At 38.9% G+C, this 14,125-nt stretch carries 9 protein-coding genes; 7 read left to right on the forward strand and 2 right to left on the reverse strand.

Going from position 1 to position 14,125, the window contains the following annotated elements; all coding sequences use genetic code 11:
• Nucleotides 1–117: 117 nt before the first annotated feature.
• Nucleotides 118–789, forward strand: a complete 672-nt coding sequence (locus CRO54_RS05955; protein ID WP_097129766.1) for a hypothetical protein — start codon at nt 118–120, stop codon at nt 787–789.
• A 45-nt stretch (nt 790–834) separates the two neighbouring features.
• Here CRO54_RS05955 and CRO54_RS05960 read toward each other — a convergent pair whose 3' ends face one another.
• Nucleotides 835–1,185 (reverse strand): lysophospholipid acyltransferase family protein, encoded by a 351-nt coding sequence (locus CRO54_RS05960; protein ID WP_338065622.1) that lies wholly within the window; start codon nt 1,183–1,185, stop codon nt 835–837.
• Nucleotides 1,186–1,564: 379 nt separating this feature from the next.
• Here CRO54_RS05960 and CRO54_RS05965 point away from each other — a divergent pair, with 379 nt between their 5' ends.
• Nucleotides 1,565–2,830, forward strand: coding sequence for a PAS domain-containing protein (locus tag CRO54_RS05965; protein ID WP_097129771.1), 1,266 nt, complete (start codon nt 1,565–1,567; stop codon nt 2,828–2,830).
• Between the two features lie 228 nt (nt 2,831–3,058).
• Here the strand turns inward: CRO54_RS05965 and CRO54_RS05970 are convergent, their stop codons facing one another.
• Nucleotides 3,059–3,682 (reverse strand): hypothetical protein, encoded by a 624-nt coding sequence (locus tag CRO54_RS05970; protein ID WP_097129773.1) that lies wholly within the window; start codon nt 3,680–3,682, stop codon nt 3,059–3,061.
• Nucleotides 3,683–4,420: 738 nt separating this feature from the next.
• On the opposite strand from CRO54_RS05970, the gene CRO54_RS05980 reads away from it, so the two are divergent.
• The 5 genes from CRO54_RS05980 to CRO54_RS06000 all read left to right on the forward strand — a co-directional run.
• A complete protein-coding gene (locus CRO54_RS05980) occupies nt 4,421–5,173 on the forward strand; it encodes an SDR family oxidoreductase (RefSeq protein WP_097129778.1) in 753 nt (250 codons plus the stop codon).
• Nucleotides 5,174–5,355: 182 nt separating this feature from the next.
• Nucleotides 5,356–7,524: a catalase gene (locus CRO54_RS05985; protein ID WP_097129780.1), complete on the forward strand. Its 2,169-nt coding sequence runs from the start codon at nt 5,356–5,358 to the stop codon at nt 7,522–7,524.
• 42 nt (nt 7,525–7,566) lie between these two features.
• Nucleotides 7,567–8,019: an ankyrin repeat domain-containing protein gene (locus tag CRO54_RS05990; protein ID WP_240775030.1), complete on the forward strand. Its 453-nt coding sequence runs from the start codon at nt 7,567–7,569 to the stop codon at nt 8,017–8,019.
• Nucleotides 8,020–8,351: 332 nt separating this feature from the next.
• Nucleotides 8,352–8,978: a response regulator gene (locus CRO54_RS05995; RefSeq protein ID WP_097129784.1), complete on the forward strand. Its 627-nt coding sequence runs from the start codon at nt 8,352–8,354 to the stop codon at nt 8,976–8,978.
• Nucleotides 8,979–9,296: 318 nt separating this feature from the next.
• Nucleotides 9,297–14,125, forward strand: a 4,829-nt coding sequence (locus tag CRO54_RS06000) for a beta strand repeat-containing protein (protein WP_179747335.1), incomplete at its 3' end; no start/stop codon positions are given.

The raw sequence follows: 14,125 nt of genomic DNA on the forward strand, positions 1-14,125 counted from the left end.
AGCCATAAAGCCTTTTTCTCAAATACGGATGGTAGCTATAATAGTCCACTCCAATATCTACTGAAACGTTCTCCTTTATATCGTAAATAAATTAAAATTCATATTAAGGCCAATTTCATGAAAAAAAAATTACTTGTAGCACTAATTTTATGTAGTTCTTCCGTTTTTGCGCAAAAAAGCGCAGTACTACAAGCTTTTAAAAAATATAACGTTAGCGAAGATGTACTCAACACTAACTTTAAAGCTAATCTAGAGAAATATGCTCATGAAGTTCAACGCACAGTTACGTTAAACGAAAAAGACAAGGTCTACATTTCCAACTTTAATCCAAATGAACCAGACTCCTTAAAATGTACTCTTGTGTCTGTAAATGGAAAATCACCCTCTAAAGGTGAACAAAAGGCTTTTGTTAAAGAGCATGACATGAAGTTAGATTTTAAGATTGATGAAAACACTTTAAAGATAACTAAAGATGACGGTACCATGCTAGAGGTTTCTTACCAATATGACCCCGCATCATTAGATAAAGACCATCAATTTTTGAAGGATTGTCTTTATACACTACATATTGATGCCAAGACTGCAAGATTGGAAAAGCTAACTGAAATCAATGTAAAAGATTTGAAAATCAAGATACTGAAAGTAACAAAAATGGCAACAGTAATCAACTTCAAGTACATTGAAAAGGACAAAATTTATGTACCTACAGATAGTGCTATAGAGATTATAATTAGAATGCTAGGTAATGAATTACCAATGCTTACTTCTGAAAAGTACACTATAAAATAATTAAGAAAATAAATAGAGCCATTATGAGAAATTGTAATGGCCTTTTTATTGCATCAGCATTTCTAGCAAATGCTCATCTCTTTTAAACTTTATACGTTTTCTCAGTTCGCTTTTGGATATGCTATCCATCTTAACTACTTCTACAATCAAGCAAGTTAAATACTTGAAAAATTTCTTCTCGATAGTGATGATTTCGTCAATACTTTTTTCTGAAAAAGAGTTCAGTAAATTGGCTCTAACTACCTTTTTACGATAGCCAAAAACGTAATAAATCAGCAAGTAGCATAAATCTGCAAAAAGATACAAAACGCCTAATGGCATTTGAGATAATAGCCTTAAGCTAAAAACTCCAAAATGAGCAATTTTGGCGCAAAAACAGCTTACTGTAGTTAAAATAAAATCATTAAAATATTATTTTTCGAACTTATCTGGCAACTAAAACTGCATCAAAATAAAGGCTACAAAAAACAAGTGCAGCCTTTACTTTGATACTTTATTAATCGACACGTTAGTCTTCATATCAATTAATTGATTTTAAGCGTATTAAACAAAAAAAATTACCTTCTACAAGAATATAGATTACATGCAATTGCGGTACTCGCCTTGGTAATAGCATGTGCTAGCTACTTTCATCGAAATCTATAATTTCTTACGCTAAGATGTAAAATTGAATAACCAATAACTTCACATTATTATTATTATTATTTTACGCCACGAATCTTTCCTAGAAAAACAAAAAAATATTATATATATAGCAGAAGCATAGATTATAAAGATGATACAAAAATTATCGAGTAACCATTTAACAAAACTTTGGAGCAGCTACAGTAATTTTATCGAAAATAGGACCTATTCAGAAAAGACAAACCGGAGCCAATCGGAGATTTGGAAGGACAGGGTTTTCACCCAAATTGTAAAGTTTGCTTTTCCTACAGCTGTGTTTCCCCTTACAGTATCGATCATTATAGAATATTTCGACTACAACTATTTAACAGCTATCGTTGACCTTGTCGCTTTTCTATCTGTAGTATTAGTGGTAATCAGTAAAAAAACAACTATCCAATCTAAGAAGTATTTTGGAATAGCCATTATGATCATCTTTTCCCTAGTAAAGATTATTACGTTGCACTCGCTTCTACTCGGAACAATCTATTTACTATTATCAAGTGTAATCACCACCTTGCTACTAAATAAAAAAGCTGCCTATCTGTCTGTAGCACTGAATGCTACCATATGCATTTGCTTTACTATCGCACAGATGAAGGGTTTTCCAATGCACAAACTCAATATATACAATAGCGATATTTCTATTAGGTGGATACTGTTCACTTTCAACATCATTTTTGTTAATTCGGTAATGGTATCAGTCATTATCTATATTACTGATGGTTTTGAGAAAACGATCGAAAAATCTAAGAGATTATCCGCCAAACTTAAAATGGAAGTTAAGGAGAAAGTAGAGAGAGAAAAGTTGCTTCAAGAAACTACCACCCATTACAAAAGTCTTTTTTATTTGAATCCATTTCCAATACTCATATACAACCCTTCAAGTCTGCATTTACTCAACATAAATAAAGCTGCAATTAACCAATATAGGTATTCAAAAAAAGAATTTCTTAATATGAAGATAAACAATCTAGCAGATTGTACGGAAGTGGAATTTAAAAATCGGTTATCGGAAGACAACGCACATTATATAGGCACACATATAGACAAGACTGGGGAAAAAATAATTGCCGATATGTACGTAAGTAGCATAAAGCTAGATGGTATTTCGGTACGTTTAGCAATAGTTAGAAACATTACCGCAGAAACAGAATATATTGCGACCATAGCTAGAAAGAAAAAAAAGATGAGAGAGATTGCGTTTTTACAATCGCATGTAATACGCAAACCATTATCACAAATACTTGGAATTATTGAACTTATAAAAGCAGGCCCTATAGATCAGAAAGAATTTGAGCAGCTTCTTTCCCATCTCATCAGTTCTACAGAGGAGCTAGATATTGTAGTAACCGACATCATTCATCAGACGAGATAGCATTGTGTATTTCGGCTAAAATAGCAACGCTATTTTATTTCAAATTGTCCAATTCTCGTAGTACATTTTACTATTGACTTAATCTTCCATTTTCTTTGAATGGGAATTAGAACAGTTCAATATAAACGAGCTATTAAGGTCTCCTTTTTCTAAGAAAAAGGAGATAATTAACTACAGAAAATCTGGTGCTCTAAAAAATGTTCAATATCAAAAGAAAAGGCAATTGAACTATACCTGGCCTTCCAATATTCCCTTAACCAATAATTTCCACTGTGGATAAGACAGACCTAACGAAGCAGCCCATCCAACCAACAGGTTTCTTATATTATCTACAACTGCTTCGGTATGGATATTGGCCTTTTCATTACGTCCGTGTTCTTCCGCATAAACATTGTTCACTATACGTTTTACCTGAAAAGTTGAAGTGGCCTTTTCTGTAAGAAAATGTGCAGTATCCATTTTTTTTGACAGTGGATTTGCGGTTGGCCTCGCCCTTAAAGCGAGCGAGTCCATCCCAGGTGCCGATTTAGCAATAATTACCTCTATCAGTACCCAATCATAACCGCCGCCTAGTATTGTTCCAGGTCCAGGTATATCAATTTTTATATAATCACCTTCTCTGGCCAAACGCTCAACTGGATTGCCAAATAAATCTACTAATTGAAATTTAGAGAGACTATTGCCAGCTAGTGAATACCAATTGTTAATATCCAGCAATCTATAGCGAGCTAGTTCAAAAAATTTAATAGCATCTGCTTCGTTATTAAATCTACGTTCCTCAACGACGTCAATCTGTCTCCCTATTTTCTGTCGGGGAATAAGATCTTGAACTAAATCTACTCCTTTTTTCATCAATTTAAAAGTTGTTATACCAATCTATATGGCTACAAATAAAATGTATAGTGGTATAAAAAGCTCATTAAAAAACATAATCAGGTATTTTAAAGCTTATAAACAGGTGTTTAGCATCGTAATAAGTATTTTCACAAAAACATCAGTATTTAGTAGCAATGGCCAACAGATTTGAAATTACCTGCTCTAATTGTTACGGATCGATCTGCAAAGTCACAAAATATACATCATCCATGGTACTATTTTAATTTACCGCTTTCATCTCATAAGCGATACAACCTCTTATATGCTTGAAATATCAAGCGTTTGCTGAATTAAGTTGGAAAACTTTGCTGTCTGAAATCTATCTTCAATCAAGCCCTTTATCCGGTCGCTACAATCATCTTTTGACACACCAACCAGTTGTATATATGCTTTGATTACGGTAAGGGGCATTTTTAGTTTATGACTAGCCATGGCGACGGACTTATTTTTTTCATCTATCAACCTACACTACCGAATCTCTTCTTCCTTTTCTATACTAATAACGCAAACCTCCTTCGATACATTCATTTTCATCAGTTTTTTCTTTTTTGACATCGATACATCTGTTAGAACAAATACGCGTCAATCGCTATCCATCCATATATCATATACACAGTTTTAAAATATTTTCAGGTATTATGATCAAACAAAAAGGTATTTAACCCGCAAACTCTATCATCACCGCTGGGTTGTTACTAAACATTAAACGTAACAATGACTGATATATTTAATCTTGAAAGAATTGCAGGAAAACGGATCCTGATCACTGGCGGAACAACAGGCATAGGCAGAGCAGTTGCCATAAAGCTGGCGGCATGCAGTGCAAACATTGTTATCGTAGGCCGTGATCAGCAGGCTATTGAAGATACGCTAGAAGCCATACAACATGATGATAACGAGACTAAGGTATTGGGTGTTGTCGCCGATATGTCTGTGAAAGAAGATATTGAAAAAGTATTTTCAACTGTCAAAGAAGAGTTCGGCGGACTAGACATCTTGATTAATAATGCTGGTTTAGGCTTTGGTGCTATTACTGAGGGAGACTACAAAGATTGGGAATATGTAATAAGAACCAATGTAATGGGTTATCTGGCCTGTAGCCATTATGCGCTGAAGGAAATGTTACCTCAGGAAAAAGGCCACATTATCTATATAGGATCTATGAGTGCGGATGAACGAGAAGCGGGAGGATCTGTATATGTAGCCACTAAATCTGCCATACAAGGGTTTGCAGAATCACTGCGGAAGGAAGTTAATACGAAAGGCATAAATATTACTTTAATAGAACCAGGAGCTGTAGATACTGACATGCAGGAACTATCCGAAGAAGATAAAAAACGACGAATTGAGGCTATGGAAATGCTGATATCAGATGATATTGCACAGAGTATGATTTATGTGCTTTCGCAAAGTGAAAGAACATCTATTGTAGAGCTAAAAATCAAACCATTGAAACAGATACTGTAAAACCGGTTACAACACTAAAAAATGGCTTAAAACTCGTAAAAAAATAGTTAAGTTCATTAACCAACCGTATTTAGCACTCAGAATACCTGATATACTTTCTATAAAAACTAATAGGGTTTGCAAATTGTTGCTGCGCTGTTACTACATGACCAAATAGATATAGACCACAAAAACTAAAGACAATGGCAAAGAAAACACTTACCCCAGAACAGGCCAAACTACCAGGAAACGAAAAAATTTCACAGCTATCTCTTCATCAAACGGACGCTGAGGGGCAACCAATGACAACTGATCATGGCGTAAAAATCAATGACGACCAGAATTCTCTGAGATCGGGCGATCGAGGTGCTACTTTATTGGAAGATTTTATCCTAAGGGAGAAGATTACACATTTTGATCATGAGCGTATACCAGAAAGGATCGTACATGCCCGTGGTGCTGGTGCACATGGCGTATTTAAGTTATATCAATCCATACCAGAATTGACCAAGGCAAACTTCCTTAATGAAATGGAGAGCGAAACGCCTGTATTTGTACGCTTTTCGACGGTCGCTGGTTCTAAAGGCTCTACCGATTTGGCCAGGGACGTACGTGGCTTTGCTGTTAAATTCTATACACAAGAAGGCAACTTCGATCTTGTGGGCAACAATATGCCCGTATTTTTCATACAGGATGCCATGAAATTCCCAGACCTGATCCATGCCGTAAAGCCTGAGCCCGATAATGAAATGCCACAAGCGGCATCGGCGCACGATACTTTTTGGGATTTTATCTCTATGATGCCCGAGTCTGCCCATATGGTAATGTGGGCCATGAGCGACCGGGCCATTCCGCGTAGCTACCGTATGATGGAGGGATTTGGCGTACATACCTTTAGGCTGATCAATGCAAAGGGCGAAAGCCATTTTGTAAAGTTCCATTGGAAACCATTGTTGGGCGTACATTCGGTAGCTTGGGACGAGGCGCAGGTTATTTCTGGAAAAGACCCAGATTTCCATAGACGTGATCTTTGGGAAGCGATACAGAACGGAAGCTTTCCAGAATGGGAACTGGGCATACAGGTGGTACCAGAATCAGATGAGCATAAATTTGATTTTGATCTGTTGGATCCTACCAAATTAATACCGGAAGAATTGGTACCAGTACAGCGCATCGGTAAAATGACCCTCAACCGCAATCCCGATAATTTTTTTGCTGAAACCGAACAAGTTGCCTTCCACGTAGGCCATGTGGTACCTGGGATAGATTTCACCAACGATCCTCTCTTACAGGGCAGGCTGTTCTCTTACACCGATACCCAACTTATCCGCTTGGGGGGTCCCAATTTTCATGAGATTCCCATTAACCGCCCAATCGTCCCAGTTCACAATAATCAAAGAGATGGCCATATGCGCCAGACCATCAACGTAGGCAAAACCAGCTATGGGCCAAATAGTACCGGCCAAAATTTTCCCCATCAGGTAAAAGTAGCAGACGGTGGCTTCAGTTCACATACCGAAAGGATTGACGCTAAAAAGATACGTGCCAGGAGCAAAAGCTTTTTCGATCATTTTAGCCAGGCCAAGCTTTTTTTCCGTAGCCAATCTGCGGCAGAGGCGCAACATATTGTTGATGCACTCTGTTTTGAACTGGGAAAGGTAAAAACTCCCGTTATCCGTCAGCGCATGCTATCTGTATTGATACAGATCGACAAGAATATGGCCCAGCAGGTGGCTGATTATCTGGGGATGGAATTGCCTGCAAAACCAGCGCAGCTAAATTTTAGTGTACCGGCCGATGGCAATCCAAAGGATTTCGAGCCAATTGACAAAGAACCTATTATCAAAAATTCTCTAGCACTCAGCATGTCCGGCACGACAAAGGACACGATCAAAACCAGAAAGATCGCCTTTTTGGTAGCAGATGGTGCAGATGCGGACAGCATAAGCCAGATGAAGAAGGCTTTGGAGAAGGCAGGTGCAACCATAGAGTTCATAGCGCCGAAACTTGGAAGTATCACTGCGGGCAAGGAAAAATTAAATATAGACGAGAGCCTTTTAACATCTGCTTCTGTTTTCTATGATGCCATTTTTGTACCCGATGGGGATAAGAGCATAAAAACATTAAGTGCCCAGCCAGAAGCCCTACATTTCCTTAACCAGGCCTACAAACATTGTAAAGCTATTGCTCTTGCCGGAAATGCAAAGGAACTGATGGCGCTTTCTAATATAAAGCCTCAAGAGAAGGACAAGGCCAAGCAAGATTCGGCACTCCTTACTGGCAATACCTCCGATATGATTAAAAATTTTATTAACGCTATTGCAGCCCATCGCAACTGGGACCGAGAAAAGGCAAGAAACGTACCTGCATAACCTTAAACCAAACCAGATATGGAACTCGCAAAAGAAATGCTCATGCATGCCGCCAGGATCGGCAATATTGAGGTATTACGGGAATTGATCGCAAGAAAAGTAGATCTTGATCAAAGAGACCCGAAAGGCTATACCCCCCTTATCCTAGCCTGTTACCACCATCAGTTGGCAGCGGCAAAGTTGCTATTAGACCATGGTGCAAATGTTAACGCTGCGGATGATGGCGGTAATACCGCACTGATGGGAGCTGCATTTAAGGGATATGCTGATATCACTGAACTGCTCCTTAACAATGGCGCAGTGCTTGACCAACAACATGGAAACGGCGGAACCGCGTTGATGTTTGCCAGTATGTTTGGAAGGAATGAAATAGTCAACCTGCTCTTGTTGAATGGAGCAAATACAGACATTTGCGATATCAGAGGGCAACGTGCTGCGGATCTTGCGGTACAACAAGGAAACATAGAAGCTATTGAACTGCTACAGTCCAGATGATGGTAAGATTCAATCCAGAAGCGTAAAAGTGTTTTTTCACAAACCTAAAGAAGTTTATCTCGAGCAGGCCTATTTCGATTCGAAATAGGCCTGTTTTCACACCCATACGAAAGTCTGTTCAACAAATATAACACACTCATTTTTAGAACTTTTCATATTAATTCAATTTCTCAGCTACTTTTTGATTAAGGTAAATAGTTTTTTTGTTTATAACATACGAAAACTAAAAAACAGCAAGAACTGATACTCGTTTTGAGAATAATTATCCGTTCAATTCGTTATTTTTTTATAAATTAATCGATTATTTGCAATTTCTCATCGTTAAAAGCTTAATGCACAGAAAAACGGCCCCTGCCATAATCATAGCTGACGATCACCTGATCATACGTTTTGGAGTGAACCTCATTCTAAAAAAAATGTATCCAAATTTCACTCCTTATGAAGCCAGCAGCTATCCAGAAGTAAAAAAAATACTTGCAGAACATTCCATACAGTTGTTGATTCTTGACATAGATATGCCCGGAGGTGAAAACATCCGTTCGGTAAGCGAGTTCAAGCAACAGTATCCAGATACTAAAATCCTAATCTTTACCTCATACCCTGAAAAGATATACTCGGCACGTTACCTAACTGCGGGTGCAGATGCGTATCTCAACAAGGAGGCTTCACATGATCTTCTTAAAGAAACAATCCGCGGGCTCATCAGCGGTGATGTTTCATTCATCGCACAGCCTCGCTTTAACAATACATCTTCCACAAATCAATTGGACGTACTTTCAGACAGGGAATTGGAAGTAGCTAAACTACTCGCAAATGGAAGGGGAAACCTAGAAATTTCAAATATGCTTGATCTTAAGATGTCGACGGTAAGCACCTACAAGAAAAGGGTTTTCAATAAGCTGGACGTGGACAACCTATCCGAACTCATCAAAAAAATATTACCATTTCACAACCTGTAGTTTTAATTCTACAAAACAACTCACTTCTTAGCGCTAGGTTTAAGTTAATTTTGCTATTAAATATTTTTTATTAAAAATTAACGCACCAATATGGTAAAATTCTACGTTTTCGTCTCATTTATAGCCAAAAAACACTCCAATCAATAGTCTATTTTCGAATTTCTATCGAAATATATTTTATTTATCTAACCGTTTTGGTCTTATCTTTTTTTTCAAAAACTCATCTTCGTTCGTATGCAGAGAAATCTCGTAAAGGTTGTCTTAAACCTTATCTTTTTATTTGTTTCAACAATAGCCGTCGCACAACTACCTTTCAGTATGTGTTCGCCCACAGGTGGTGCAAGAGCCGATCTTTTAGGTTCTCAAGCAAAATATAGAGCAGGTGGCAATGCAACTCCAGTAACATTCACGATACCTGTAGGTACAGCGACAGTCATGGTGTATACAAGCTCACATGACAGCAGGCCATTTGCAAGTTGGACGAGTGCCGGAGAGTCGGCCACCTCTGCAAAATATGATGATGCCGATGAGGATTATATTACTATCAATGCCATTGTAAATTTGAAAACAAGAAAATCATCTGGTTTTTTGAACTACGCTCAGTATACACAGAATGCCGGAACTAATCTTTATGGTTGGAGGAATGTAGATTTAGGCACATGGGCAAGTTCTCAGGCACTCTCTGGACATGATGTAAGTAGTCCTATCTTGAATAATGTTAATATATCAGTTAGTGGTAATACATTAACTATACAGGAAAGTAATACAACAATACATACTTCCTATTATGTAGAATTTATATCTGCAGATGTAAGCTCACTAAACCCCAATGGCTTCGATTCCAGATCATTGCTAAACACATCTAATATTGCAACAAATAGCGAATTGATCGTACCTGTACCAGCAGGCACCAACATCATCTTTATTTCTGGTAAGGGTACCAACGGAAATAACAACAGCAATACAGATCCAGGTGGAGGTACCGAAGAGGGCTATAGTAACATGCGCTTTTCAGTGGATGTGAACAAAGGTATGATGGACGGATTTATCACCGTAGCCAACGGTGGGGTGGCATCCTATCGTTCTACATATGTAATAAATGATAGACCTATAGAAGAGTTACGAGATTTCTTTGCGACACCCGCATATCTCACCGGCGATTACACATCTAAAAACACTACACTGGGAAGAGTAGGCCGTTACAATCCAAAGATATACATTAGCGGAAATAACCTTCACATTGTAAGGGACGGAGAATATGCACGAGATTTTGATGACGTATATACATTTGAATTTTATACCCGTATCAATCAGCCCACAAGCGCCGAATTCATAGATAACGAAACAAGATTTATAGCTCCAACATCCATAAGTTCGAAAGAGGTCACGGTAAAGATTCCAGCTGGTTCTAGATTTATCTATTTTAACCAAACAGGTAATGCAAATAACTCTGCTCGTGTTGACAATGAAAATTCTATGGCGGCATATGCTGTACTAGACTTAGAAGCGGGAATTGCCAACGGATTTTATTACCAGCAAGTCGGTTTTAATAGTGGAACACTTAGAAGAGATGATAATTTTGCTTTCAAGAATTTACCCCTATATGGAGCAGGGAATGGAAACAGTGCCAGAAACAATACTGGAACTACTGGGAAATTTTTTACTGGCGAAACTGCAAGGTACGACCTGTTCTTCAAGCTCTCCCCCGATAAAAGTGAGATTAAAATAACCAATACAATGGCATTGGTTCATGACCAATATCAGGTATTAATGTCATTAGACTTTTTCGGCTCCCGTCCAGATTTGGCTATTAACACTTCGCATGTATCATTTACTAAAGGAGCGGATTGCAAGGAAGTAAAAGCGAAGATACGTATCTCAAACCCTGGTTCGGGCGAAAGCCCTGGGTCGATTCCAGTATCATTTTATGAAGGAGACCCTACTACCAATCCAAATGCAAAAAGATTGTTGACTGATGCAGTTGTTTTTAACACCTCTTTGCCTTCATTACAAGAGCAAGATTTCACCTATGCTTTAAATTTAAGTGCTTATAGCAATTTGAACATACCTATCACAGTTATCTTAAATGATGATGGGAGTTTTGCGCCAAATTTAAACCAGTCGATAGGAACACCCTTTTCATTAAGCGATCTTAAAAACCAATCTGACAAACGTATTGAATGCGACTATGGCAATAACAAGTTTCAGGCTACAATTAATGTAAACAACTGCCCTACCGTAAATCTAGATCCAGACAGAAGTTCTGGCACTAGCGCAAATAATTATTTGGATTACTTTACAGCAGGTAGTGCTGGTACTCGTATTGCAGATAACGATATGATCATCGTCGATCCCGAAAACAACAACTTACAGTCGGCCACAATTACCTTAACCAACAGACCAGATGGAAATGCTTCGGAAAGTCTATTTGTAGACGGCACTTTGCCTGGAGGATTAGTATGGAATTACAATTCGGCAACAGGTGCACTTACCATTACCGGTAATGGTGCACAAACGGATTATATTACAGCCATAAAATTGGTAAAATTTAAAACAACCAATCCTTCCCCTAATACTTCAGACCGCATCGTTACTACGATATTAAATGATGGTGTAGAAAATGGTCCAGCATCTAATACTACAATAAAAATATTAACCAATCCACAAATCAATGTAACAGGCAATGGTATCACAATTACAGATGGTGTTAACACTACCAACATCCCTGATGGTACAAACTACGGCAACGTCGCTGGCAACACCGGAAATGTAAATCATACTTTTGTTATCCAGAATGTGGGCACAGGCATTATAAACTTAACCGCACCAACTAATAAAGTAACTATTACGGGCCACGCTGGTTTTTCAGTAAGCACACAACCAAGTACAACAGCATTAACAAGTAACGCTACTACTGATTTCATCGTATCTTTCAATACTAATGCTTACCCTTCAAAAGGCACTTATACAGCTAGTATCAGCATTGTTAATGACGACCCAAATGTACCTCGAAGTAATTATACTTTTGCGGTTCAAATCAATATCAACAATGTGCCTACAGTACGTGACTTCCAAAAATCAGGACCAGAAGACCAAATCATCAATTTCAATGCTGGTGATTTTACGAGCCACTTTACGGATGCGGATGCAGATCCTTTAACAGAAATTGAAATTATCGACCTCCCGTTAAATGGTTCATTGAAGTTGAACGGCAACCCAATATTGCCAGGGCAAAAGATTCCTGCCGCACAATTGAGCAATATCGCCTTTACGCCATCGGCTAATTGGAACGGGAATACCTCTTTCGGTTGGAAAGCAACTGATGGCTTGGCCTATTCGGTAGCTCCCGCAAAAGTAAACATTACCGTTACGCCAGTAAATGATCCACCAATTGTGGCTACCATAACCAAAACAGGCTCGAAGAATACCAACGTGCCATTTACAGGCTCAGACTTTATCTCTAAGTTCACGGATATAGATGGAGATGCACTGACCAAGATTAGAATCGAATCACTACCTCTTGCCAGCGAAGGTGTATTGATGTATAACGGTAGCCCAGTTGCCAGCGGGGATGAGATTAATGTTACAGACTTATCTCAACTCAGCTTCGTTCCTACTCCTAATTGGAGTGGAAGTACAAGCTTTAATTGGAATGGTTTTGATGGCACTACTTACGCCACTGCTCCTGCGGCCGTCAATATTACACTTAGCGATGTCAATGGTATCCCGAGCATACAAAATATTACAAAATCAGGTCCACAAAATGTGACAGTGCCTTTTACTGCAGCCAATTTTACGGATAAGTTTTTCGATATTGACGGAGGCTTAACTAAAATCCAAGTATTAAGTTTACCAACAAACGGAACTTTATTGCTAAATGGATTGCCTGTTGCCATTAACCAAGAAATCAATAATGCTGATTTAGGTAATATTTCTTTCGTACCCAATACAAACTGGACGGGATCCACTGTATTTAGCTGGAATGGATATGACGGCCAAGCCTATGCGGCGAATCCGGCAAACGTAAATATTTCGATTACTCCAAATAATCCGCCTGTAGTTAGCAATATTAGTAAAACAGGGCCAGAAGATACGCCTATCAATTTTTCCGCAGTAGACTTTACCAGTAAATTTTCAGACCTAGATGGAAATAGCTTAACAAAAATCCAAATTGTAAACCTGCCATCTAATGGAGTTTTGAAATTAAATGGTGTAGATATTAATGCTGGTGATGAAATAACTGCAGCAGATTTAAGCAAGATTACTTTTACACCTGTTCCGAATTGGAATGGGACAACTAATTTCCAATGGAATGGCTTTGACGGGACAAGTTATGCCACTACTCCTGCAAATGTAAACATTACCATTACGGCTGTAAACGACAATCCAGTATTTAGCCAGACAAGTTATACGGATGCTACTTGTGAGGCAACTGCTAAAACAGGAACTATTACCGCTGCAACAGATGTGGATGGAGATAGCTTAACATATGCATCGGGAACTGCACCTACAAAAGGAACAGCAATTGTTAACTCATCAACTGGTGCTTATACCTATACACCAACCGCTGGACAAACAGGTTCAGATAGCTTTAATATTGTAGCGAGTGATGGTAATGGTGGTACAGCTACAGCAACTGTAAGTTTTACGATCAACGCAAAACCTTTTGTAGCTGCGATAGCAGGTACCGGTGAGGTATGCGTGGACGGCACAAGGACACTCACCAACGCCACAACAGGCGGAACATGGAGCAGTGCCACTCCTGCCGTGGCGACCATCAGCGCTTCGGGAGTAGTGACAGGAAAAACAAGCGGCACATCGGTAATCTCATATACCGTAACCGATAACAACACCGGATGTGCCACAACGGTAAACTACACCATCACCGTCAACCCGCTGCCAACGGTAGCTGCGATAGCAGGTACAGGTGAGGTATGCGTAGACGGCACAAGGACACTTACCAACGCCACAACAGGCGGAACATGGAGCAGTGCCACTCCTGCCGTGGCGACCATCAGCGCTTCGGGAGTAGTGACGGGAAAAACAAGCGGTACATCGGTAATCTCATATACCGTAACCGATAACAACACCGGATGTGCCACAACGGTAAACTACACCATCACCGTCAACCCGCTGCCAACGGTAGC

It is taken from the genome of Pedobacter xixiisoli (assembly GCF_900215335.1).
GTDB lineage: Bacteria > Bacteroidota > Bacteroidia > Sphingobacteriales > Sphingobacteriaceae > Pedobacter > Pedobacter xixiisoli.